Source organism: Providencia rettgeri (assembly GCF_001874625.1).
Lineage (GTDB): Bacteria > Pseudomonadota > Gammaproteobacteria > Enterobacterales > Enterobacteriaceae > Providencia > Providencia huashanensis.
In genome coordinates this window covers 916,333-941,297 of sequence record NZ_CP017671.1, presented here as the reverse complement: position 1 = coordinate 941,297, position 24,965 = coordinate 916,333, and the positions used below count along the sequence as shown (strand labels likewise).

Below are 24,965 nucleotides of genomic sequence, written 5' to 3'. Positions count from 1 at the left end.
CCTTTAAAAACGTAAAGCTACAGAGAGAATGAAACCGACCAGTAGGTCGACCAATGGTCTGGTTTAAGTTGTGAGGGATAATGCAAAGGTTTACTAAGTAGAAACTGAGAATAAAACAGGCTATTACCGGTAAAAGAGAGGCCAACGGCTCCCCCCGCTAAGGTGTTATGTTCAACGTGGTATTTATCTGAGGCGATAAAACCATAATCTAAGGCGCTGATTACACGAAAGTGCCCAATGCTAGTCGTCGAGATATCTTTATGAATTTCATTGCGCCAATACCCGCCTCGGTTACCACTTAAAGACTGCTCATGGTAGCCACGAACAGAGTACTGACCCCCAATACTTATGCGTTCAATGCCGTATAAGTTATCAGGTGAATATTGACCGTAAAATGAGGTTAAATAAGTCATACCATTGGAAAAATAATACTGGTAGCTGCTGCTTAGAGTGAATTTTCGGTAATGGCTGCGCGGCGAGTCTTTCGCAAGAGTATCAGGTGAGGCACCAAAGGCGGATACCCCCCATTCAGCGACAGGGTTAAACGTGAAATAACCTTGCCCGAGCATGGTGCTGTACTGCGGAGTAAATGAGAGTGAGGTTAAGGTTGGGCTACTGATACTCAGGGTTTGGGAAGCTAACTGAGTATTGGCGTTTTTATGTTTTAAACTGCCTTGCAGGGTTAGGCGCTGTTTGCCATCGCGATAAACTAAGCGGTTTATATCAAATTGTTGATTAGTATTTTTTCCTTCATAACGGTATTGCTGACCCGATGTATAAAATGGCTGTAACGTATTATTACGATAAAATTGATAACGATAAGACCAGTAGCCATAAGGAACATTCAGATTAGCAACGATATAACGATTATAGTGGAATGCACTTCCATCCAGATCTGTATTGGCCGAGGCTGACCACTGTTCACCAAACCCTAAAGGGGAATCTACCGTTAAACTCCCCGTAATCAACTGTTTTCCCGTTGCCTTCATACCTGAGTTATCGAGGCTCAGTTGGCTAGTGATAGGCCATTTATTCCCTTGCTGATGAATAATAATCCGAGAGTAGCCATTTTGGGTTCCTGGCTGAATATCGATGGTGTATTTGATAGATGGTAATCGGTTGAGTTGCTCCAGTCCCTGTTCAATATCCCGTAGATTTAATATTTTGCCTTGTTGATGAGGAAATATTTGCTGAACTAAGCGCTCAGGGGAATTTTCAATCTCAATAGTTTCAATATGCCCTTCAATAACTTGTAATAGCAATTGATGTGAGGATAAATCTTGCTCTGGAATGATGGCTTGAGAAGTAATAAAACCCTGTTCTATATAGTAATTAGTCACATGCTTGGCAAGCTTATATATTTCACCTAGCGTGAGGCAACGTTTTAAGTAAGGTGAGGTTAATTGGGTTTGTATTGTGCTGCTAAGGCGTGTTGAGCCGACAAATTGGATCCCATTGATAGGGAAACATATTTTATTTTTATTAGGGGGAAGCGATGCATCCTCAATAGGGATTGTACTTTGTTTTTCTAATAGACTACGTTGGGTTAACTCCGATTCCAATCGTTGTTTCTGTTCAAATTGAATGCTTTCCTGTGCAGAGGATAGCAATTGATTTTCTGTGTAGCCATAAGGCGAAATGATGAATAACGATAAGTATAATAAACGCCGCATAATTTGATGATTTGTCATGTTATCTAAATTTTCGTTATAAATAGTAAAGTTACCGTAATGTAACTCATTCTCATTAACTGTTTTTAGATAAAAAATATCCACCATGAATAAAATTTAATATTTTTATTTTTAATGCGTTTTTTTGTATTTTTTTATTTTATTGCTTCGATTAATTCTTCATTAACGGTAAAAATTATTGTTATATGCTGACAATCAATCGATTGATTTTATTGATAGTGATTTTACTGATGAGTTTGGCACTAGTAAGTAGAGCCATCGAGGTAATTTCACAATTGCAAAAAAGAACATGACAGTGAGGAATTGACTACCTATCTAATAAGTATCAGTGAAGTTCGACTTCAGTGAATCTACAGGGAAAGTGAATCATTTAAGTATCTAAATAATTCAAATTGCAGGAAGGGGACAATTGAGGATAGTTTGGGGAGCATACATTAGTATGTGACCCAAATAGCCGAAAGAAGCCAACACAGCTAGAGCTCAAAATATAACGAGTACAAATTAATTTTCTAAATAGTTCGAACTCTAGCAAGGTGGCAATTGAGAATAGTTTAGGGAGAATATATCAGTATGTGACCCAAATAGCCGAAAGAAGCCAACACAGCTAGAGCTCGAAATATAACGAGTACAAATTAATTTTCTAAATAGTTCGAACTCTAGCAAGGCGGCGATTGAGGATAGTTTGGGGAGCATACATTAGTATGTGACCCAAATAGCCGAAAGAAGCCAACACAGCTAGAGCTCGAAATATGACGAAAATTTAGGCGCTCTTTCTCTTATCAGCAGAAATATTACTATAATCTGGGCTCTCTAATGCAATTAGCTCATCTAATAGCTCGGTTAAACGTTGCATTTTTTCCTGAGAAAAGGCCTGCTCTATTTTTTGATAACCCTCTTCCACTTCTTGGCGCGCTTTGTCATATAACTCTTGCCCTGCGGGCGTCAAAGAGACATACAATTTACGTTGGTCATTCAACGGTTTTAAGCGGAAAATTAAGCCCTCACGTTCCATACGGGTTAAGATCCCCGTTAAACTTGGACGAAGAATACAGGTTTGGACTGATAATTCATGAAAATCAATTGAACGTTTATCAGCTAAAACCCGAATGATACGCCATTGCTGTTCAGTCAAATTATACGACTTCAATATTGGCCGAAAGAACCCCATTGCGGTTTCCCTTGCCTGCAACAATGCAATTGTCAATGATTCATGCATAAGCTTAAAACTCACCACTCAATTAAAGTTATTTAATCCAATTTAGGTGCTTCACGGTGACTACCATTTTGCTGTATTGGACGTTATTTTGTTCAATCGCACACTGTCTATACTGACTTTTACACGACCAATTTACTTATTACCAAGAGTAGCACGGTCAAATAACAATCTCAAAGAAAAACCCTAAAATATTAATGAGTAAATAATTTAAAAAACAACATACAAGTTAAATATTTGTAAACCATAAAAAATAGCAAAAATAATAAACCATACAATAACAATGGGTTGCATCATTGCTATCTGATTATGTTAATACGATCACAATTAAAATTAACATTTCCATAAACCTATTGCTAATTTTAAAATTATACTTTATTAATATATTAATAATTACTCGAAAGTTAAATTCTTTTCATAAGGAGTTGTCAATGAAAGGCACTGTTTTTGCCGTTGCCCTCAACCACCAAAGCCAGCTTAATCACTGGCTAGAGGCATTCCAGCAAGCCCCTTATAAAACCCCACCTAAAACACCAGTGTGGTTTATTAAGCCGCGTAATACGCGTATTAACTCAGGTGAGCCAATCATCCATCCTATTGGAGAAGAAGTTCAAAGTGGTGCAACGCTAGCGCTAGTCATTGGTAAAGAAGCACGTAAAGTGAGTAAAACCGATGCACATCAGTTTATTGCAGGGTTTGCACTAGCAAACGAAGTGAGCTTGCCAGAAGACACCTTCTATCGTCCTGCCATTAAAGCTAAGTGTCGCGACACCTTTTGCCCAATAGGTGAAATGGCGACAACTTCGCTAAATGCTCCTGTCGATATCATCACTCAAGTAAATGGTAAGGAAGTGGATCGTTGGTCAACAAAAGATCTGATCCGCGATGCTAGCGAGTTAGTGGCAGCACTAAGCGACTTTGCCACCCTAAAACAAGGGGACGTGATCCTAATAGGCACGCCACAACAACGTGTCACTATCAAACCGGGTGACGAAGTGGTCATCCTAGCAGAAGGCTTCCCTAGCCTGAAAAACACCGTTGTGGCAGCAGGAGGAAAATAATGTCTACTATCACTAAACGCGCAAAAGTTCTGTTTAAAGGCACTGAATATTCCGTCACTGTTGGCGACAACGAAGAAATAACCTTACCAAACGGGGATGTTATTGCTGGTGATTCTTCCGATATCGTGTGGTTACCTCCTGCACAAGGGACTTTATTTGCCCTAGGCTTGAATTATGCGGATCACGCAACAGAATTAGAGTTTAAGCCACCTGAAGAGCCGCTAATTTTTATTAAAGCTGAAAATAGCTTAACGGGCCACCGCCAAGTCTCAGTCCGTCCAGATAATGTTGAATATATGCATTATGAGTCTGAATTAGTGGTCGTAATTGGTAAAGCTGCCCATAAAGTATCGAAAGAAGACGCGATGGATTATGTCGCAGGTTACACCGTGTGTAATGACTATGCGATCCGCGACTATCTTGAAAACTATTATCGTCCAAATTTACGTGTTAAAAGCCGCGATACCTTAACACCAATTGGTCCTTGGATTGTCGATAAAAGCGCAGTTAAAGACCCTCATAACCTAGCTTTATATACCTATGTTAATGGTGAACTTCGCCAAAAAGGGACAACTGCTGACCTAATTTTCGATATTCCATTTTTAATTGCTTACCTCAGTGACTTTATGACACTGCAACCGGGGGACATGATTGCCACAGGGACACCAAAAGGGCTGTCTGATGTGGTACCGGGCGACGAAGTCATTGTTGAAGTTGAAGGTGTTGGCAGACTAGTCAATACCATTATCAGCGAAAAAGAATATGAGGAACGAGTGTAATGACTAAGATTAACCATTGGATCAACGGAAAAAACGTTGCTAGCAAAGACTATTTTCAAACCACCAACCCAGCAACTGGCGAAGTATTGGCTGAAGTCGCGGCTGGTGGGCAAGATGAAATCAACCAAGCCGTTGCTGCTGCAAAAGATGCCTTTCCTAAATGGGCCAATACCCCGATGAAAGAGCGCGCTCGCTTAATGCGTCGCCTTGGTGAACTCATTGATGAAAACGTCCCTCAAATAGCGGAAATGGAAACCCAAGATACTGGTTTACCTATTCATCAAACTAAAAATGTGTTGATCCCTCGTGCCTCACATAACTTTGAATTCTTTGCCGAAATTTGCCAGCAAATGAATGGTCGTACCTACCCAGTTGACGACAAAATGATGAACTATACCTTAGTTCAACCTGTTGGTGTTTGCGCACTGATTTCCCCATGGAACGTCCCATTTATGACGGCAACATGGAAAACAGCCCCTTGTTTAGCGCTGGGTAATACCGCTGTGTTGAAAATGTCTGAATTATCACCATTGTCCGCTAACCGCCTTGGGGAGCTGGCACTTGAAGCAGGTATCCCTGCGGGTGTTCTTAACGTGGTTCAAGGTTACGGTAGTACTGCCGGTGACGCGTTAGTTAAACACCATGATGTACGCGCGGTTTCCTTCACAGGGGGTACCGCCACTGGCCGCACCATCATGCAAAATGCAGGCTTGAAAAAATACTCAATGGAATTAGGCGGAAAATCCCCGGTTCTGATTTTTGAAGATGCAGACATTGAACGCGCATTAGATGCCGCACTGTTCACTATTTTCTCAATAAATGGCGAACGTTGTACCGCAGGTTCTCGGATCTTCATTCAAGAAAGCATTTACCCTGAGTTTGTAAAACGCTTTGCTGAACGTGCAAACCGCCTCATCGTCGGCGACCCGAACGATCCAAAAACACAAGTCGGTGCATTAATCAGCGAACAACATTGGAACAAAGTATCTGGTTACATTCGCTTAGGTATGGAAGAAGGTGCAACCCTATTAGCTGGTGGCCCAGATAAACCAACTGACTTACCTGCACACCTAAGAAACGGTAACTTCTTACGCCCAACTGTTCTGGCCGATGTTGATAACAGCATGCGTGTCGCACAGGAAGAAATTTTTGGTCCAGTTGCTTGCTTAATTCCGTTTAAGTCAGAAGAAGACGGTTTACGCATGGCAAATGATATCGAATACGGTTTAGCTTCCTATATTTGGACACAAGATGTGAGCAAAATCTTACGTTTATCTCGTAATATCGAAGCCGGTATGGTGTTTGTTAATACCCAAAACGTACGTGACCTACGTCAGCCATTTGGTGGTGTTAAAGCATCCGGTGTTGGCCGTGAAGGTGGCGAGTATAGCTTCGAAGTCTTCGCGGAAATGAAGAACGTCTGTATCTCCTACGGAGACCATAACATCCCTCGCTGGGGTGTGTAATAAAAAGCAAAATTATTCAGTAGCAAGCTACACCATTCTTTATTCTAAGTAATTTTGAATCAATGATAATTAATTTGGCTACTTATCCTCAATAATTCGTATTGTAGCTAGGCGGCAAGTGAAGTTATCCCTAGGAGCATACTGAAGTATGTGACTAGGGTAACTTTATGAAGCCAACAACGCTACGGCGCGAAGTATGACGGATAAGCGAAGGAGGAAGGAAATGGGTAAGTTGGCACTCGCCGCAAAAATAACACACGTCCCATCCATGTACCTATCAGAACTACCGGGTAAAAATCATGGATGCCGCCAAGCCGCTATCGATGGTCATAAAGAAATTAGCCGTCGTTGTCGCGAATTAGGCGTTGATACCATCATTGTTTTTGACACGCACTGGCTGGTCAATAGTGCTTACCACATCAACTGCGCCGATCATTTTAAAGGTATATATACCAGTAATGAACTCCCTCATTTTATTCGTGATATGGAATATGAATATGATGGAAACTCAGTCCTAGGCCAAATGATCGGCGAAGAAGCGCGCAAATTAGGTGTTCGAGCTCAAGCTCATGAAATTCCAAGCTTAACTCTCGAATATGCGACTTTAGTTCCTATGCGCTATATGAATAGCGACCGCCACTTTAAAGTGATTTCTATCTCCGCATTCTGTACTTCTCACAGCTTTGAAGACAGCCGGAAATTAGGCGAAGCCGTACTGACCGCGATCGAAAAATACGATGGCACCGTGGCTGTATTGGCTAGTGGTTCTTTATCACACCGTTTTATTGATGACCAAAAAGCCGAAGATGGTATGAATAGTTACACCCGCGAATTTGATGAGCAAATGGACAAACGTGTTGTGAAACTATGGCGTGAAGGTCGTTTCCAAGAGTTTTGCAAAATGCTGCCTGAATATGCTGATTATTGCTATGGCGAAGGGCATATGCACGATACGGTAATGCTATTAGGCATGCTGGGTTGGGATAAATACGCGGAAAAAGTGGAAGTGTTAACGGATTTATTCGCCAGCTCGGGGACAGGGCAAATTAACGCCGTATTCCCTCTTCCAAGTTATATTACTGAAAAACAAACCGCTACTGTATAAGGAATTGTTATGCCTCATTTTTATGCAGAATGCACAGAAAACATTCGTGATGAAGCCGAGCTCCCAGCGTTATTCGCTAAAGTGAATGATGCCCTTGCTGGGACGGGTATTTTCCCACTAGCTGGAATTCGTAGTCGCGCTATTTGGCTAGATACTTGGCAAATGGCCGATGGTAAGCACGACTATGCGTTTGTCCATATGACGTTAAAAATTGGTGCTGGTCGTTCCCTTGAAGATAAGCAAAAAACAGGGGAAATGATTTTCGACCTCATCAAAAACCATTTTGCTGATTTAATGGCAAAACGCTACTTAGCACTATCTTTCACCATGGAAGAGCTAGACCCTGTATTAAATTACAAACAAAACAATGTGCACGCCCTATTTAAAGGGTGAGGGTTTAGGCAGTAACTAATCGTTGTATTGAGAGGGCAAGATGGTTAAAAGTTTCGATAAACACATACCGCACTACCTAATCCCATTATTGGGGTCATTAGTGGCATTCGGCCCATTGTCTATCGATATGTATCTTCCTGCCCTACCTCAGATGGGGGTTGCTCTTCAAGCCTCTCAGGGGCAAATGCAGTACACACTAGGCGCTTTTTTTGCTGGCTTTTGTGTCGGGATGCTGTTTTACGGGCCACTGAGCGATTTGCTGGGCCGCCGTAAAATGTTGTTAAGTGGCTTGGCAATCTTTACCGTAGCAAGCTTATTATGTGCTCAAGCCTCTGATGCCAATACGTTAATTATTTTCAGGGCGCTACAAGCTTTTGGCAGCGGTGCTGCAATCGTGATGGCGAGGGCAATTGCTAGGGATGTGTATCCCGCAAATGAATTACCTAAAGTGTTGTCATTAATGACACTCGTCACCATGATTGCTCCATTACTTGCCCCATTACTAGGTGGTTTTCTACTTATCCACTTTCAGTGGCAAGCTATTTTTTATTTGTTGGCGCTGATTGGCCTATCTTCCGTGGCGGCAATTTTTTTCTTGCTCCCTGAAACATTACGCCACCAGCGGGGCACTGAGAATATTATTTGCGTTGCTTTTAAAAACTACGCTCAGGTGCTCAGCGACAAAGAAGCACTGAGTATTATCGGTACCATGGCGTTCTCTTTCGCAGGGATGTTCGCCTTTATTAGTGGCTCACCATTTGTTTACATCAGCTATTTTGGTGTTTCTGAACAGCATTATGGCCTGTTATTCGGCTGCAACATCTTGGGGATGATTGTCATGCTGTTACTCAATGTTAAGTTGCTAAAAACCTATAGTTTGACGCGTATATTGACCATGCAAAGCGGTTTTCAACTTGCGTTTGGCTTATTGTTGTTACTTTTTTATCAACAAAGCCTCTCCATAATTGTTATTCTGGTGGTACTGTTCCTATCGATGGTAAATGCTATCGGCACTAACAGTTTGTCACTGTTACTGCAACATCGCGGAAAAATTGCAGGTAGCGCCAGTGCACTCGCAATTTCAATTCAATTTGCATTGGCTGCTCTGGCTAGTGTTGCAGTTTCTGTATTACAGGATGAATCCCCATTTGCTATGACACTCGTTATGGCTATCTGTGCTGGGTTAAGTTTCACAAGCCAATATTTATCGGCTAAAAATCCCCACTCACAGGTGCAATCAGTGTCTTCGGAGAAAAACGAAAAATGAGCATAAATACCAATTCTACATTATTCCGCCAACAGGCTTATATCAACGGTCAATGGGTTGACGCACAAAACAACAACGTGTTTGAAGTGACAAACCCTGCGAATAACCACGTTATCGCCAAAGTGAGTAATGTAGGGGCGTTAGAAACCCAGCAGGCTATTGAAGCTGCTGAAAAAGCCCTCCCAGCATGGAGAGCTAAAACTGCGAAAGAACGTAGCCAGATTTTAAATAAATGGTTCCATTTGATGATGGAAAACCAAACAGAATTAGCGCAATTGCTCAGTGCAGAACAAGGCAAGTCGATAACCGAATCGATGGGAGAAATTGCCTACGGAGCCAGTTTTATTGAATGGTTTGCTGAAGAAGGTAAACGCATTTACGGTGAAACTATTCCGTCACCACTCCCAGGTCGCCGCCTTGTAACAATAAAACAACCTGTCGGTGTGGTTGCGGCAATTACGCCTTGGAACTTCCCTAATGCGATGATCACCCGCAAAGTCGGTCCAGCTCTAGCAGCCGGTTGTACTATGGTACTAAAACCCGCCGCAGAAACACCACTCTCTGCGCTTGCACTCGCGGCATTAGGTGAACAAGCAGGTATCCCTGCTGGCGTATTTAACATCGTCCCAGGCACAGATGCCCAAGCCATTGGCGGGGTAATGACCTCCAGCCCTATTGTCCGTAAATTGACTTTCACAGGTTCTACCCGTGTTGGCAAATTATTGATGGAACAATGCGCTAATACTGTGAAAAAAATGTCCCTTGAGTTAGGTGGTAATGCGCCATTTATTGTCTTTGATGATGCGGATTTAGACGCAGCAGTACAAGGGGCTTTAGCCGCAAAATTCCGTAACAGCGGGCAAACCTGTGTATGCGCTAACCGCATCTTAGTTCAAGAAGGTGTCTATGATGAATTCGCCGCTCGCTTAGCAAAAGCTGTAAATGAACTAAAAATTGGCCCATCAACCCAAGCAGATTCACAGCAAGGCCCGCTGATTAACCAAGCCGCTGTCGATAAAGTGACAGAGCACATTGCTGATGCTGTTTCTCATGGTGCGAAAGTGATTGCAGGTGGTAAACCAGCGTCGTTGGGTGGTTTGTTCTTTGAACCTACAGTGATCACCGGTGTAACCGAATCCATGAAAGTCGCTAAAGAGGAAACATTCGGTCCACTCGCGCCTTTATTCAAATTCCGTGATGAGCAAGAAGCCATTGCACTAGCGAATGACACTGAGTTCGGCTTGGCATCCTATTTCTATTCAAAAGATATCGGTCGAATCTACCGTGTTGCTGAGGCTTTAGAAAGCGGAATGGTCGGTATTAATGAAGGCATTATTTCAAATGAAGTGGCCCCATTTGGTGGCATTAAGCAGTCTGGTCTGGGGCGTGAAGGCTCACGCTACGGAATTGAAGATTATCTGGAAGTGAAATACCTCTGTTTCGGTGGTCTTTCTAATTAGAAAGACACATTAACTGGCGGTATTCGCTTTTAAAATCTTAGCTCTAAATAATTCGAGTTAGAACAAGGCGGCAAATGAGACTAATCCCTTAGGAGCATACCCGTGTGACTAGGGGATAGGCGCCAGCCTATCGTGAAGCTAACGCAGTTATAGCTCGATGTATGACGAGCTGAGGTGCAAAAGGAGAATAAGATGTTACAAAAAGATGTCATATTGCAAATAGCCCAACGCCTTAATCAGGCTGAAAAATCACGTGAGCAGATCCGCCAGATTTCGTTGGATCACCCAGAGATGACGATTGACGATGCTTATGCCATCCAAAAAGAATGGGTTGGTTTGAAAATTGCTGAAGGACGTATACTCAAAGGCCATAAAATTGGGCTAACCTCCAAAGCAATGCAAGCAAGCTCACAAATAGATGAACCTGATTATGGCGCGCTACTTGACGATATGTTTTTTGATGACGGTTGTGATATTCCCACTGACCGCTTTATTGTCCCTCGTATTGAAGTAGAGCTTGCTTTTGTTCTCGCAAAACCCTTACGCGGCCCCAACTGCACCATCTTTGATGTCTATAACGCAACTGATTATGTGATCCCTGCTCTTGAGCTAATTGACGCACGCTGCCATAACATAGACCCAGACACTAGCCGTCCCCGTAAAGTATTCGACACAATTTCGGATAATGCGGCTAATGGTGCAGTGATTTTAGGCGGCAGACCTATCAAACCACGCGACTTAGATATGCGTTGGATTAGCGCACTGTTATATCGCAATGGCGTGATTGAAGAGTCTGGTGTCGCTGCCGCAGTTCTCAATCATCCCGCTAACGGTGTTGCTTGGTTAGCCAATAAATTAGCGCCGCATAATGTCCAACTTGAACCGGGCCAAATCATTCTTGGTGGTTCATTTACTCGACCTGTTCCTGCACGTAAAGGCGATGTGTTCCACGTCGACTACGGCAATATGGGTTCTATTAGCTGCCGTTTTGTATAAGGAAATACTATGGATCTGTTAGAAAATAAATTTAAAAAAGCCTTAAAAAGTGGTCAACCGCAAATTGGGTTATGGCTTGGGTTATGTAGCCCATACAGTGCTGAACTTGTTGCTGGTGCTGGCTTCGATTGGCTATTGATTGACGGTGAACATGCACCGAATAATGTACAAACTATATTATCTCAATTACAAGCAATAGCCCCTTATCCATCACAGCCAGTCGTCCGCCCACCGTGGAATGACCCGGTGATCATCAAACAATTGCTGGATATTGGTGCTCAGACACTTTTATTACCTATGGTGCAAAATGCTGAACAAGCAAAACAAGCCGTCCGTGCGACTCGCTATCCACCAGCGGGAATACGCGGTGTTGGTAGTGCATTAGCGCGTGCGTCACGCTGGAACCGTATCCCCGATTATTTAACTCGTGCAAATGATGAAATGTGCGTAATCGTGCAAGTAGAAACTCGTGAAGCAATGAATAACCTGCCTGAAATTTTAAACGTTGAAGGAGTGGATGGCGTATTTATTGGCCCAGCAGATCTCAGTGCCGATATGGGTTTTTCTGGTAACCCTAATCACCCAGAAGTTAAAGCCGCAATAGAAAAAGCTATTGTACAAATTCGTGAAGCCGGTATCGCCCCTGGGATCTTAATGGCGGCACCAGACGTTGCCGAACACTACCTGAAACTCGGTGCCCTGTTTGTGGCAGTAGGTGTGGATACCACATTACTTGCTCGTACCACTGAAGCGCTGGCAGCTAAATTTGGCAAAACCGCCTCAGAGGTCACTCCAAGAACACCAAGCGTTTATTAACAATAAGTATCGCTACATAGGTCAATTTTAACCCTACAGACAATTACCCTATTTAGCTAAATAAAAAAGCAATATCACAATATAGGGCAGACAGCACCATGACTGCCTACTAGTCCCTTGTACCTATAAAATCTTCAAAAGAAAGAATTGAGGGCCCTACAATATGAGTAATCAACAACTTGCAAGCACTAACCCTGCTGAGCAACATAAAAATTTAACTGAGCCACAGCAACGGGTAATTAATAAACTATTCAAACGGCTGATAGTATTCTTATTCGTACTATTTGTGTTTTCATTCTTAGACCGGATTAATATCGGCTTTGCCGGCCTAACTATGGGAAAAGATATCGGCCTCACTTCCACCATGTTTGGCTTAGCGGCAACCTTATTTTATGTCACTTATGTTATTTTTGGTATTCCAAGCAATATCATGCTCAGTATTGTGGGGGCTCGCCGTTGGATAGCCACCATCATGGTGCTTTGGGGAATTGCCTCAACCGCAACCATGTTTGCGACCGGGCCAACCAGTTTATACATCTTACGGATGTTAGTTGGGATAGCAGAAGCAGGTTTCCTACCGGGCATTTTAGTGTATTTAACCTACTGGTTCCCCGCTTATTTCCGCGCTCGTGCTAATGCCTTATTTATGATAGCCATGCCAGTTACCATGGCATTTGGTTCACTCGCATCTGGCTATATCCTTGGTTTAGATGGCGTTTTAAACTTAAAAGGCTGGCAGTGGTTGTTCCTACTAGAAGGTTTCCCATCAGTGATCCTTGGGGTACTCGTTTGGTTCTATCTGGATGATTCTCCGAAAAAAGCCAAATGGCTGACCCAAGAAGATAAAGACACGCTTCAAGAAATGATGGACCAAGACCAACTGGAATTAGTGCAACCCCATGGCTCAAAAAGCCATACAGCAATGCAAAATACCAGTTTATGGAAAGAAATATTCACCCCTGTTGTCTTGATGTATACCGTCGCTTATTTCTGTTTAACCAATACATTAAGCGCAATTAACATCTGGACACCTCAGATCATGCAAAGCTTCAATGAAGGCAGTAGTAATGCCATGATCGGCCTGTTAACTGCAATCCCACAATTTTGTACCATCTTAGGGATGATCTACTGGAGTCGGCGGTCAGACCGTTTGCAAGAACGGAAAATGCATACTGCCTTACCGTATTTATTCGCCGCCGCAGGCTGGGTACTTGCTGCCATGACGAGTCACCCAATTATCCAATTGATTGGGATTATCATGGCCTCGACAGGTTCTTTCACTGCCATGGCCGTATTCTGGACGACCCCTGATCAATCCATTAGTTTACGTGCTCGAGCTATCGGTATTGCGGTTATCAATGCAACGGGTAATATAGGCTCAGCCGTCAGTCCACTATTGATAGGTTGGCTAAAAGACCAAACAGGTAGCTTTAATTCAGGCCTCTATTTTGTGGCAGGTTTGCTGGTCGTCGGTGCACTATTAGTTATCGCTATCCCAATGAAGAACTCAAGACCAAGAGCAACACCTTAATATTTTGATGGTTTGAATGATTTGAAGGTTTTGAATGTTTTAATAATTTATGCTGCAAATAATTATTAAAGGGTGTTACCCAAAATAATTTGGTTTGCAGCTAGGCGGCAAGCAAGTTAACCCTTAAGAACATACTGCGGTATGTGACTAGGGTTGGCTTGTGAGGCCAACAACGCTGCGAGCCGAAGAATGAAGGGTAACTCAACTTTAATTACGAATATCGACATCAGTACAGACTACGACGAAACCCAAGGTAACGATGACGTTCACTACCAAACCTTTGGTAACATGGCGGCTTTCTTTGGCCGTGATATGCAAGCCCATCGCCATGACGGTTTTTTCCAATTACACTATTTGGTTACTGGTCATATCACCCTACAACTTGATGAATCTCGTTATTCGGTTCAGGCACCTTTATTTATTCTAACGCCCCCATCTGTCGCCCATGCCTTCTTTACCCAAGAAGACACTGATGGCCACGTACTAACTGTACGGCAAGATTTAATTAGCCCACTATTGGGTTCGCTTTACCCTGCTAACCCTGACTTAGTCAATATTCCAGCAATTTGTTTATCTGTTGCAGACAAACCCGAAGATATTGACACCTTCAATCATTATTGGGCGCTAATGGCTCGTGAATCGGCAAATAACGCTGTAGGGAAAGATCAGGTTTTATCCTCTTTAGCACAGGCTTTTTTTGCTTTTCTACTAAGGTCAATCCCTCTTGATGAGCACCCGACCACAGGTGTTCGAGGGGAGCATCGTTTATTCCAACGCTTTAATCAACTCATTGACTTACATTATCATGAGCACCTAGCAGTACCTGAGTATGCAAAAAAACTCGGGGTCACTGAATCTCGATTGAAAGATATGTGCCGCCGTTTCGCGAATAGGCCGCCTAAACGGCTCATTTTTGATAGGATATTAAGGGAAGCAAAACGTATGCTGCTATTTTCTGATAGCCCAGTCTCTGAAATTGCCTACCAGCTTGGTTTTAAAGACCCCGCTTATTTTGCCCGCTTTTTTAACCGATTAGTGGGTTGTTCCCCAAGTTTATGGCGCGAACAAAATATCCACTAGTACGGGTAGTTTTATCACAAAAATAACACATGTATTGCATATTAAGAATGCAATACATTTTCATGCTTCCTGATAGCCTATCTTTTCCCACCACCACACTTTTATTTTACATTTTAAAAACATTTTGATGTTTTATTGATTTTGTTTCAACATTATCAACAATGTCAAACTGATTAACAAAAAGTGAATGTCAAGATTAAAAAATAACCACCTGAAACCAAAATAATAAATATATATTAATATATAAATAAAGCATAATTAATTGATATACATTGTTTTTATGTTTAATCTGATAATTACATTAACATCAAAACATCGAAGTGATCACAATTCTTTCATAAAAAACCATTTACAACGAAAAGTACCCGTTAACCTTTAAAAAGTCTCTTTAAAACTTACTCAGAAAGCGATTCAATTAATAAACACAAAAGAAACATAAAATTAACATAATTTAGCTTGCAACCTTTGTACCCCTATCATTGCAAGCCCTCATTGTGAGATAACGAGGTAGACATGAAACCAGAAGATTTTCGTTCAGATGCTAAACGCCCTTTTAATAGCCAGGAATATCTAAAAAGCCTACAAGATGGCCGTGAAATCTATATTTATGGCGAGCGTGTGAAAGATGTCACCACTCACCCTGCTTTTCGTAACTCCGCCGCTTCTATAGGACAATTATATGATGCGCTTCATGATAAAACGACTCATGACCAACTTTGCTGGAACACTGACACCGGTAATGGGGGATACACACATAAGTTCTTTCGTTTCGCCACAAGTGCAGATGAATTGCGCCAACAGCGCGATGCAATCGCAGATTGGTCACGCCAGAGCTATGGATGGATGGGACGCACTCCAGACTATAAGGCGGCATTCGCCAGTTGTTTAGGTGCTAACCCAGAATATTACGGCCAATTTGCTGATAACGCCCGTAACTGGTATAAACGCATTCAAGAAAGTGGGCTTTACTTTAACCATGCTATTGTTAACCCACCTATCGACCGCCATAAACCCGCAGATGAAGTAAAAGATGTTTATATAAAACTAGAAAAAGAAACTGATGCAGGTATTATCGTCAGCGGTGCAAAAGTCGTTGCAACTAACTCTGCGTTAACGCACTACAATTTTATTGGTTTTGGCTCTGCGCAAGTCATGGGTGACAACCCTGATTTCGCACTGATGTTTGTCGCCCCTATGGATGCTGATGGCGTGAAACTGATTTCACGTGCATCTTATGAATTAGTCGCAGGAGCTACTGGCGCACCATTTGATTACCCATTATCAAGCCGTTTCGATGAAAATGACGCAATCCTCGTGATGGATCATGTGTTAATTCCATGGGAAAACGTGTTGATCTACCGCGACTTTGATCGCGCTCGTAACTGGGCAGTACAAGGTGGTTTCGCTCGCCTGTTCCCGTTACAAGCTTGTGTACGTTTAGCGGTGAAACTCGATTTCATCACCGGTCTTCTGCAAAAAAGCTTGGAGTGTACTGGTGTTATCGACTTCCGTGGTGTACAAGCAGACTTAGGTGAAGTGGTTGCATGGCGCAATTTGTTCTGGTCATTAACTGATGCAATGACCTCTGAAGCAAAAGCTTGGGAAGGCGGTGCATTCTTACCTGATACTCAAGCAATTCAAACGTATCGTGTTATGGCACCAATGGCCTACACCAAAATCAAAAATATAATAGAAAGTAACGTCACCAGCGGCCTGATTTATCTACCATCTAGCGTTCGTGACATGAATAACCCAGAGATTGATAAGTATTTAGCAAAATATGTTCGTGGCTCCAACGGTATGGATCATGTTGAACGTATTAAGATCTTAAAACTTATGTGGGATGCAATCGGCAGTGAATTTGGTGGCCGTCATGAGCTGTATGAAATTAACTATGCAGGTAGCCAAGATGAAATTCGCCTGCAATGTCTGCGTCATTCATACGGTTCTGGCAATATGAAAGCCATGACAGATATGGTTGATCGTTGTTTATCCGATTACGATCAGCACGGATGGAAACGTCCACACCTGCATAACAACAATGATATTAATCAGTTAGATTCGCTGCTAAAATAATCGGCAGCAGGAGGTCAAAATGTCTTTAGAAAATGAACATCGCCTGCGTTTCAGAGATGCGATGGCAAGTCTTGGTGCAGCAGTTAACATAGTCACCACGGATGGTACTGAAGGTCGCTGTGGGATCACCGCAACCGCAGTCTGTTCAGTTACAGATACGCCACCAACTTTGATGGTATGTGTCAACCGCAATAGCGCCATGAATGCGGTATTTCAAAAGAATGGCCGCCTGTGTGTAAACGTACTAAGCCATGATCAAGAAGAACTCGCCTGCCACTTCGCAGGTATGAAAGGTTCAACCATGGAAGAGCGTTTTAGTTGGAATGTGTGGGACAACGGTATTTTACAACAACCTTTACTGAAAAATGCCCTTGCCAACCTCGAAGGTGAAATTACGCAAGTCCAAGATATTGGTACTCACTCAGTGTATATGGTTGAAATGAAACAAATCATTGTCAATGACACAGGGCATGGTCTGGTTTACTTTAAACGCAAGTTCCACCCTGTTATGCACCAAATACTTGAACCAACAGCGTAAGTAGCGATACAACTTGAAATATAACGAGTATATCTGACTGAAATAGCCTCTAATTTAAGAGGCTATTTTGTTATATATACTAAACTGTTACAGAAACACTTTACGATATTCCTTTTCTTTTTATATTACATTCCCTTTCACTCTTTTCTGATTGCATAATTAATAAGACTCTTATACGTTTAGCTAAAATCAAATTAAATAAAAACCGCTGACTAAAAGGCATTAATATGACCATCACTCTTATCGTTGTAGCTGTTTTATTATTATTGGCTGTTGGCTGGGGGATATCTATTTATAACCGCTTAATCAATGCGCGTAACCAAGTGAATAACCAATTTGCTAATATCGACGTGGTTTTAAAGCAGCGTGCCGATCAAATTCCACAACTGGTCACTATTACAGAAAAAGCAATGGAACATGAAAAAAGCCTTTTTATCTCATTAAGTGACGCACGCCAAAGCTACTTTAGTGCCCAAAATATGGCGGACAAGATCACCGCTTCAAATAAAATGAACCGCGCACTGGGTAACCTTATAGCTATCGCAGAAAATTACCCTACCCTCATTTCTGGTGAGCAATTCACACAATTACAATTAGCCCTAAGCGATGTTGAAAATAAAATAGCCCAACGCCGTGAAAGTTTTAACGATGCAACAACAGAGTATAATACTGCAATACAAATGTTCCCTGACAACCTGATTGCTAATGCCTTTCGTTTTACACAATTACCATTACTTGATATTTCTGAAGATGATAAAAAATATCATGGTATCCAGTTTAAATAATATCAACGTAAAGGGTATTAGTCTGTGAATATGTATTTTTTACTCGGGGCAGCGATTGGTGCTTTAATTTTATTTATCGATAATAAGTTTTCGATAAATAAAAGAGTAAATTGGGGGATCATCCCTTTTATCAGCATTGCCTGCGGTATGTGGTACTCGCTATCACCTACTCAAGGGGATTACGGCAGTATCATTTATTATATTGTGATATTGACCATTTCCTTTTTTATTATTCGTCATATCGTCAAAGCCAGTAAAGCCGGCTTTCAGCGGTATCAGCGATTACAAAATGAAGGTTCATCAAAGTTTAGCGCTTTTCTTAAAGTACTCGTGGGGACTTTACTAGCAAGTTGCTTATTTGTAGGCTTTTTTATCGACATGCGAGTGTTTTTCATCGCATTTGTCTTAGCCTTCGTATTTAAGTTTATTGAAAATACACCAACCAAGCGCTTCTTAAAATTTCAAAAAAACCTCGCGACATCCAAAATACGCTCAATAGCTATGGGGCTTGTCGAAGTTGAAGGTGAAATAACCACAGGTACTGAAATTAAAAGCCAGTTAGGTAATAAAACCTGCTATGGCTCCTTTTATTTTGAGTATTCCATATCGAAAGATAAAGATGGTAAAAAAAGTTATACATTACAAAATAGTAAAAGCCGTATGGAGAGTTTTATCCTGACCGATGATACAGGGTCAGTAAAGGTAGAATGTGACCCCGATTACTTTGTTTATCCAGGGCTACAAGCGCATATGGATATTGAGCAAGGCAACCGTCGTTATACTGAATATTTGCTTGAACCAAAAACCCGTTATTTACTGATTGGCACCGCTGACGCGAATGAAAAAGGTGAGCCCGTTATTATCCGCAAAGCTCCTCATATGCTATTAGGTGTTTCTCCGGCTGACTATGTTGTACGTTGGAATAAAACCGGGCCGTTACGTCGGAATTTATCCATTACCGCCATTATTGCACTGTTATTGATTGGGGTTATTTTGGTTACCCCGATAAATTACCGTAATGGGCAATTAAATCTGTATTTTGACAAAATATCATTATTCGGTGATAACTAGCATGGAAACGCTTATTTTCTTCATTATTATTGTTATCATTGGCTATATAATCATTCGCTATCTAATTAATATTTATAACAATATTGTCTTTTTGAAAAATAATTGCCTCAAAGCATTTGCCAATATTGATGTGCTATTAATGAAACAAATTGAGTTAATACCAGCGCTGACTCAAGTGGCAGATAAAGCTATCGCGTATGAAAAACAGCTTATTAATGAAATAGTTGAAAGCCGACAGCGCTATTTATCCAATACGTCCATTGAAATCAAAATTGATACTGCAAACCAACTATCGCCAAAAATAAAGCCATTAATTGCTATCGCAGAAAACTATCCCGCGCTTATCAGTAAGGCGGTACTATTGGAATTACAAACACAAGCAAAGCATATTGAAGAGCAAATTGCCGACAGACGTGAATTTTTCAACCAAACGGTCACACTCTACAATACCGATATTCACATCTTTCCAAACCTAATTTTTGCAGCGTTATTTCGCTTTAAAGCTATTCCTCTACTATACGGTAAACAGGAGCCTTCACAATGATCAGCATTCCTTTTTCTTGGTTTGGTTTTACTGATTGGCTTCTTGAACAAGAAGCTGGGTTAGTCATTATGTTTGCCACGTTCGGCACATTGTTTTTATCTATTGCCACCCTTGTCGTACTAAATATACTCGGGTTAAAAAAACTCTCACTCTATATTTCAGGGGCTTTATTTTGCTCAGTTTTTATTAGCATGATTGTGATGATCCCACTATTACTGCTTTTCAGTATTGAAGACTCAATCAAGTTACAACTTATCTGGGTCATTATTGTTGCCAGTTGCCTAATTTCATTTTTAAGTAACCGACATTATTTGGAGATCTATTTTAATTCCATTGAAAATAAAATTGAAAAAGAAACCAAAAAACAAAAATCCAAACGGAAAAACAAAAAATAGAGGACAAATAAAAGTCCTTTTTATGGTTTCAATGCAAAAATCTTACTGTAATTTTTAGGGTTTAAACGTAAATAAAGCAACAATGTCACTAATACAAATGCAATATGCATTGCCCACACCCATGTAAAATTATGGCTGACTTGATGTAACCAAGCTGCACATAGCGGGCCAAATGCGGCAATAATAAAGCCCCCCGCTTGCATTAAAGACGTAAGAGCCCCAGCACTAACAGGGTGCGATATATGGTCTAATGCAGTGATAATACTCAGTGCAAAACACCCACCAAGCCCTAGGCCAAGCAAAGCAACCCATAACAACGGGAAAGCATTCGCGAATAACATTAACCCTAAAAATCCAATTGCTTGGCTACTAAGCGTTACCATTAGCCAAAATCGCCGATCAATATTATGTGAAGCCAGTACAGGGATCATCAATGCAGATAACGCTTGAAACACCGTTAATATGGCAACAAAAGAACCGCTTTGTGCAGCACTGATCCCTTGTTGTTGGAAAAATGGCGCCAACCAAGTCACCACAGTGCCATAGCCTGCGTTGATAAGCCCAAACCCAGCCATTAACAACCAAGCTCTGGGTTTACGTAAAAAGCGCCATAAAGAAACCTGCTCGGCTTTTGGCGTACGAGCCGTACGAATGTTCAGAAAAACAGCAACCAAAGCCAACAGCGCAGGGAATGCAAGCCAAGCTAAAGCCGTTTGCCAATGCCCCGTTGCATTTTCTAATAGTGGCGTTAATTGCGCCCCGATCGCACCACCAGCCATTAAGGTTGCAGAATACAGCCCTGTCATCATCGCCATTTTTTGTGGGAAGTTAGCTTTGATAAGCCCCGGAAATACCGACTGAATGTACGCCGCCCCTACACCACATAAAAAGGCCGTGAACAGTAAAGAGGTGCCATCCTCTACAAAATAGCGCCCTAATGAGCCAACGAGCAGCAATAACATCGCTGCACTAATCCCTAACCGTTCTCCTAACTGTTGATTTAAGATAGGTACAATTAATGCGCCAATGCCCATCAACAACATAGGTAATAAAGTGAGCAAAGAAATACTTTGATAGCTCATCCCTGTCGTTTGCATAATACTATCAATAACGGGCCCTGGGCCGGTCATGAATGGCCGTAAATTGACCCCCACTAACACAATAGTGAGTATCAAGGCAAAAGAGGATGAGGCTGTTTTACCCATTATTTCTGTTGTTCCGACCATAACTGATACAGTGAAGAACAAGCGTCATTATCAGGTTTCAACTGTTCAAAACGCAAACCGGATTGGTGTTCAGGTTCAACCCGCAAAGCCTTGGCAATCCCTTCTGTTGAAAGCCCAAAGGGCTCTGCATCTTGGTTTGAATAAGCGTACACAACCCGGCTAACCCCTGCCATTCGCATAGCGGCAAGGCACATAGGACAAGGTTGCCCACTGGCATAGACCACACAATCTTCCAGTTTAACGCGGTTCAATGTTTTCCCTGCTTGTCGCAAAGCCATCAATTCGGCGTGTGCTGTTGGGTCACTTAATTCAAGCATTTGGTTCACACCAGTCGCCACCACTTGCCCGTCACACACCACGACAGCACCAAATGGGCGACCACCAGCCCGTACATTTTCTGCCGCTAAAGTGATAGCTTGCTGTAAAAATTGCCTATCTGACATTATTTAGCTCCTGATTTTTCAAGAATTTCAATAAGGTTACGATACCCTTTACTTTTTGCCAGCGTCAACGGCGATGCACCCGTACTATCCGCTAAATTGACATCCGCGCCACCGTTAATCAATAGTGTCACAATCTGCGCGTACTTATCACTACCATCACCTAAAATAATAGCTTCAATTAGAGCAGTCCATCCTAGGCGATTAACATGGTTAACATCCACACCAGCGTCAATCAACGTCTTAACTGTCTGCACATGCCCCCGCTCTGCCGCTGGGATCAGCGCCGTACCACCATAACGGTTGGTACTCGTTAAATCAGCCCCATTTTGTAAGGTTAATAACAAAATCTCCTGCAAGCCGCGGGCACCTGCATATAAATAAGGGGAATCTTGCATTGCATCCCGTGCATTCACATTTGCACCTTGTTCAATCAGGTAACGAGCAACTGCAATTTGGTTTTTATGTGTTGCTGCCATCAATGGTGTACGCTGACGCAGATCTCGCTGTTCAATATCAGCCCCCTGTTCGACCAAAGATTGCAACTGATGAAGGTCGCCTTGCTCCGCAAGTGCAACAAGTGGACTCTGTTGTGGATTTGCCATCCCTTTCACCATAAATATCAAAGAAATAGTCAAAATACCCAGTAAAGAAACCAACCACTTAATAGATAAAAAAGTTATTTTCATGATTTATCTCCTATAAGCCCTTTAATCTACTCAAAAAATATGCTATTTAAAAATTAAATAACTTAATGGTAGGTATTAAAAAAATGAATCCACTACTCAACTTTGTATTATTAAAAACCTTTGTAACGGTTGCTGAAACAGGGAATTTTACTGTTGCTTCACAGCACCTAAATTCGACGCAGTCAACATTAAGTCAACAAATACAACGTTTAGAGGCACTTGTGGAGCACCCTTTATTTATACGTGGGCATCGAATACTCACACTCACAGAAACAGGGGAGATCCTACTTAGCTACGCTAAAAATATTTTAGCCCTAAATGATACTTTCTTTATGAAAATAACAGGTAATGCCGTCATCCAAACTATTCGGCTAGGTTTCCCTGAAGATTTAGCATCAGGGCAAGTCACTCCCACTTTAGCTGCTTTTATGCAGGCAAACCCGAATGTGCGCTTAGAAGTCACTAGTGGATTAAGCCGCCAATTACACCAACGTTACCAACATGGTGAACTGGATTTGATCATTGTTAAGCAAAAAAAAGGCGAGTTTAAAAGCGACTATCACTGGCCAGAGCCTTTATGTTGGTTAACCAGCAGCCAAGCAAAACGGTTAAATATTGACTCCGTGCCACTGGTGGTTTTCCCTGAAAATGGCCTATACCGCAATGATATGTTTAAATTATTGGATAGTGAACAACGCCCTTGGCACATTACCTATACCTGTTCCAGCCTTGCTGGTATCCAGAGCGCTATTGCTGATGGGTTAGGCGTTAGTTTATTACCTCTACGTGCGAAACTCCCGCAACATCGGGTTTTAACAGAAGAAGAAGGTTTTCCTGTTGCTCAAGAAATGGAAATCGCCATGCATTTTCACACTAATACCTCCGATATAATTAATCAATTAGCCGAAAAACTGGCTCAACAATTAGGGGAGCGCTAGCTATGGAAGCATTATTTAATAAATTAATTGATGTAGAAAAAAAGCTACATCTTTCAGCTAACCGGCAGAATATTAATTTCCTTCGTGAGGTGCTACATGAGGATTTTTTTGAATTTGGACGCTCAGGGGGGACGACAAATAAGACCAATACTTTATCCGTACTTGTTGATGAACAGCCTAAAACAATTTATTCAGAAGATTATCATTGCACGTTATTGAGTAATAATACGCTGCTAATGACCTATACCAGTTTTGAGCGACAACAAAATATTAAAATAAAGTTAACTCATCGCTCATCTATTTGGCTGAAAAACTCAAAAAACCAATGGCAATTAAGGTTTCATCAAGGGACGCCGACGGGCGGTCAATAAAGTGGGAAAATATCTCCCACTTTATGATGAGTACGATATTAGTTCGTTGAGTTATTTCTTATCAAAATACCCTGCTCGAATCGATGCGCCAATTAAATTCACGACAAAACGCCCCGCTGTCACCCCTGTTAATTTCGAGGGTATATCCTTAGCTGGGGTGATTTCGACGATATCCATCCCCACAACTCGGCCTTTTTTCACTAAGCCGTGAATTAAGCTACGCGCTTGTAAGTAAGTCACCCCGCCCGGTGCAGGGCCATCAACCCCCGGCATAATGCTTGGGTCGATACCATCAGCATCAATACTGATATAGTAATTTGAGTTATCTGGAATACGGTCTAAAATTGCCTGCATCCCCACTTCATGCAATTCGTAGGCAGGAATAACATGGGCTCCATGGTCTTTGGCAGCTTGGTAATCTGCGGGACGACCACTTCCTTGAGCACGCAAACCAATTTGGAATATTTCACCAATATGTTTCATTTCAGATGCGCGACGAATAGGGCTCGACAGGCCAGTATCTACCCCATTAACCTCTTCGCGCCAATCTAAATGAGCATCAATATGAACCAAAGTAACAGGGCCTACCTCGTCAAAACCTTGCAAAATAGGCGTGGTAATTCCATGGTCTCCACCTAAAACAATCGGTAGTGCATTTGCTCTTAATAATTGCCGAATAGCTTGTGCTGCTCGTTGGTGATGCTCTCCCAATGGTTTTGATAAGTCAGGGATGACATCACCGCAGTCGACAAATTTGATGTCTTCCCGCCCTTGTAATAATGGTCCGTCAATATCAAAATCATAATGATCTGGGTGTCTCACAATCCTATCACTCATATCACGTAGATATTGTGGAGCCCTCGACTGATCATTGGTAAAAGCATGGGCACTGTAAGCTGAGCTAAATGGCATCCCTAGTATGGCAATATCCGCTTCAATATTGGTCAAGTCAGTCACAAGCTCTGAATATAAAAATGTTTTATGACCAACATGAGGAGGTGTCGTTAATTTTTTCATATAACATAATCCTTATT

The 24,965-nt window shown here is 41.9% G+C and carries 25 protein-coding genes; 19 read left to right on the top strand and 6 right to left on the bottom strand.

Annotated features, from left to right (window positions below):
• Nucleotides 1–17: 17 nt before the first annotated feature.
• Both RB151_RS04020 and hpaR read right to left on the bottom strand, forming a co-directional pair.
• A complete protein-coding gene (locus RB151_RS04020; RefSeq protein ID WP_081363930.1) occupies nt 18–1,778 on the bottom strand; it encodes a ShlB/FhaC/HecB family hemolysin secretion/activation protein in 1,761 nt (586 codons plus the stop codon).
• Between the two features lie 673 nt (nt 1,779–2,451).
• The gene (hpaR, locus tag RB151_RS04015) at nt 2,452–2,907 is read right to left on the bottom strand and encodes a homoprotocatechuate degradation operon regulator HpaR (protein ID WP_042846846.1); all 456 of its coding nucleotides are present in this window, start codon (nt 2,905–2,907) and stop codon (nt 2,452–2,454) included.
• A gap of 428 nt (nt 2,908–3,335) precedes the next feature.
• On the opposite strand from hpaR, the gene RB151_RS04010 reads away from it, so the two are divergent.
• From RB151_RS04010 to RB151_RS03930, 17 genes are all read left to right on the top strand, one after another.
• The gene (locus tag RB151_RS04010) at nt 3,336–3,965 is read left to right on the top strand and encodes a fumarylacetoacetate hydrolase family protein (protein ID WP_042846847.1); all 630 of its coding nucleotides are present in this window, start codon (nt 3,336–3,338) and stop codon (nt 3,963–3,965) included.
• Entirely contained in the window at nt 3,965–4,744 is a 780-nt protein-coding gene (locus RB151_RS04005; RefSeq protein ID WP_042846848.1) for a fumarylacetoacetate hydrolase family protein, read from the top strand. Before RB151_RS04010 ends, RB151_RS04005 begins: the two co-directional genes overlap by 1 nt.
• A complete protein-coding gene (gene hpaE / locus RB151_RS04000) occupies nt 4,744–6,210 on the top strand; it encodes a 5-carboxymethyl-2-hydroxymuconate semialdehyde dehydrogenase (protein ID WP_042846849.1) in 1,467 nt (488 codons plus the stop codon). Before RB151_RS04005 ends, hpaE begins: the two co-directional genes overlap by 1 nt.
• 223 nt (nt 6,211–6,433) lie before the next feature.
• Complete coding sequence (gene hpaD, locus RB151_RS03995) at nt 6,434–7,315, top strand: 3,4-dihydroxyphenylacetate 2,3-dioxygenase (protein ID WP_042846850.1); 882 nt, start codon at nt 6,434–6,436, stop codon at nt 7,313–7,315.
• Nucleotides 7,316–7,324: 9 nt separating this feature from the next.
• Nucleotides 7,325–7,708 (top strand): 5-carboxymethyl-2-hydroxymuconate Delta-isomerase, encoded by a 384-nt coding sequence (locus RB151_RS03990; RefSeq protein WP_071547729.1) that lies wholly within the window; start codon nt 7,325–7,327, stop codon nt 7,706–7,708.
• Nucleotides 7,709–7,748: 40 nt separating this feature from the next.
• Nucleotides 7,749–8,975 (top strand): Bcr/CflA family multidrug efflux MFS transporter, encoded by a 1,227-nt coding sequence (locus RB151_RS03985; RefSeq protein ID WP_080750906.1) that lies wholly within the window; start codon nt 7,749–7,751, stop codon nt 8,973–8,975.
• Complete coding sequence (locus RB151_RS03980) at nt 8,972–10,435, top strand: NAD-dependent succinate-semialdehyde dehydrogenase (protein ID WP_042846852.1); 1,464 nt, start codon at nt 8,972–8,974, stop codon at nt 10,433–10,435. Before RB151_RS03985 ends, RB151_RS03980 begins: the two co-directional genes overlap by 4 nt.
• Nucleotides 10,436–10,627: 192 nt before the next feature.
• Nucleotides 10,628–11,431 (top strand): 2-oxo-hept-4-ene-1,7-dioate hydratase, encoded by an 804-nt coding sequence (hpaH, locus tag RB151_RS03975; protein WP_048608303.1) that lies wholly within the window; start codon nt 10,628–10,630, stop codon nt 11,429–11,431.
• A 9-nt stretch (nt 11,432–11,440) separates the two neighbouring features.
• A complete protein-coding gene (gene hpaI / locus RB151_RS03970) occupies nt 11,441–12,247 on the top strand; it encodes a 4-hydroxy-2-oxoheptanedioate aldolase (RefSeq protein ID WP_071547728.1) in 807 nt (268 codons plus the stop codon).
• Nucleotides 12,248–12,410: 163 nt separating this feature from the next.
• Complete coding sequence (gene hpaX / locus RB151_RS03965; RefSeq protein ID WP_042846855.1) at nt 12,411–13,778, top strand: 4-hydroxyphenylacetate permease; 1,368 nt, start codon at nt 12,411–12,413, stop codon at nt 13,776–13,778.
• Nucleotides 13,779–13,967: 189 nt separating this feature from the next.
• Entirely contained in the window at nt 13,968–14,858 is an 891-nt protein-coding gene (hpaA, locus tag RB151_RS03960; protein ID WP_042846856.1) for a 4-hydroxyphenylacetate catabolism regulatory protein HpaA, read from the top strand.
• A 513-nt stretch (nt 14,859–15,371) separates the two neighbouring features.
• Nucleotides 15,372–16,934: a 4-hydroxyphenylacetate 3-monooxygenase, oxygenase component gene (hpaB, locus tag RB151_RS03955; RefSeq protein WP_042846857.1), complete on the top strand. Its 1,563-nt coding sequence runs from the start codon at nt 15,372–15,374 to the stop codon at nt 16,932–16,934.
• Nucleotides 16,935–16,953: 19 nt separating this feature from the next.
• A complete protein-coding gene (gene hpaC, locus RB151_RS03950; protein WP_042846858.1) occupies nt 16,954–17,472 on the top strand; it encodes a 4-hydroxyphenylacetate 3-monooxygenase, reductase component in 519 nt (172 codons plus the stop codon).
• Nucleotides 17,473–17,699: 227 nt separating this feature from the next.
• Nucleotides 17,700–18,257, top strand: coding sequence for a LemA family protein (locus tag RB151_RS03945; RefSeq protein ID WP_071547727.1), 558 nt, complete (start codon nt 17,700–17,702; stop codon nt 18,255–18,257).
• 30 nt (nt 18,258–18,287) lie between these two features.
• Nucleotides 18,288–19,328: a hypothetical protein gene (locus RB151_RS03940; protein ID WP_173424827.1), complete on the top strand. Its 1,041-nt coding sequence runs from the start codon at nt 18,288–18,290 to the stop codon at nt 19,326–19,328.
• A gap of 1 nt (nt 19,329) precedes the next feature.
• Complete coding sequence (locus RB151_RS03935) at nt 19,330–19,872, top strand: LemA family protein (protein WP_071547726.1); 543 nt, start codon at nt 19,330–19,332, stop codon at nt 19,870–19,872.
• Nucleotides 19,869–20,267, top strand: coding sequence for a hypothetical protein (locus RB151_RS03930; RefSeq protein ID WP_042846863.1), 399 nt, complete (start codon nt 19,869–19,871; stop codon nt 20,265–20,267). The genes RB151_RS03935 and RB151_RS03930 overlap by 4 nt, the downstream gene beginning before the upstream one ends.
• A gap of 20 nt (nt 20,268–20,287) precedes the next feature.
• On the opposite strand, the gene RB151_RS03925 is transcribed toward RB151_RS03930, so the two are convergent.
• Genes RB151_RS03925 through RB151_RS03915 form a run of 3 tightly spaced genes read right to left on the bottom strand, consistent with a single transcriptional unit; the run spans nt 20,288 to nt 22,622 of the window.
• Complete coding sequence (locus tag RB151_RS03925) at nt 20,288–21,472, bottom strand: cyanate transporter (protein ID WP_042846865.1); 1,185 nt, start codon at nt 21,470–21,472, stop codon at nt 20,288–20,290.
• On the bottom strand, nt 21,472–21,936 hold the full coding sequence (locus RB151_RS03920) for a nucleoside deaminase (protein WP_048608315.1): 465 nt from the start codon (nt 21,934–21,936) through the stop codon (nt 21,472–21,474). Before RB151_RS03920 ends, RB151_RS03925 begins: the two co-directional genes overlap by 1 nt.
• Entirely contained in the window at nt 21,936–22,622 is a 687-nt protein-coding gene (locus RB151_RS03915) for an ankyrin repeat domain-containing protein (RefSeq protein WP_042846869.1), read from the bottom strand. The genes RB151_RS03920 and RB151_RS03915 overlap by 1 nt, the downstream gene beginning before the upstream one ends.
• A gap of 83 nt (nt 22,623–22,705) precedes the next feature.
• Between RB151_RS03915 and RB151_RS03910 the strand changes: the two genes are divergently transcribed.
• On the top strand, nt 22,706–23,560 hold the full coding sequence (locus RB151_RS03910) for a LysR family transcriptional regulator (protein ID WP_048608316.1): 855 nt from the start codon (nt 22,706–22,708) through the stop codon (nt 23,558–23,560).
• Nucleotides 23,561–23,562: 2 nt separating this feature from the next.
• Complete coding sequence (locus tag RB151_RS03905) at nt 23,563–23,931, top strand: DUF4440 domain-containing protein (RefSeq protein ID WP_071547725.1); 369 nt, start codon at nt 23,563–23,565, stop codon at nt 23,929–23,931.
• A 51-nt stretch (nt 23,932–23,982) separates the two neighbouring features.
• Here RB151_RS03905 and RB151_RS03900 read toward each other — a convergent pair whose 3' ends face one another.
• Nucleotides 23,983–24,948 carry an agmatinase gene (locus RB151_RS03900; RefSeq protein WP_048608319.1) on the bottom strand — a complete coding sequence of 322 codons (966 nt, stop codon included), beginning with the start codon at nt 24,946–24,948 and terminating at the stop codon, nt 23,983–23,985.
• Between the last annotated feature and the right edge of the window lie 17 nt (nt 24,949–24,965).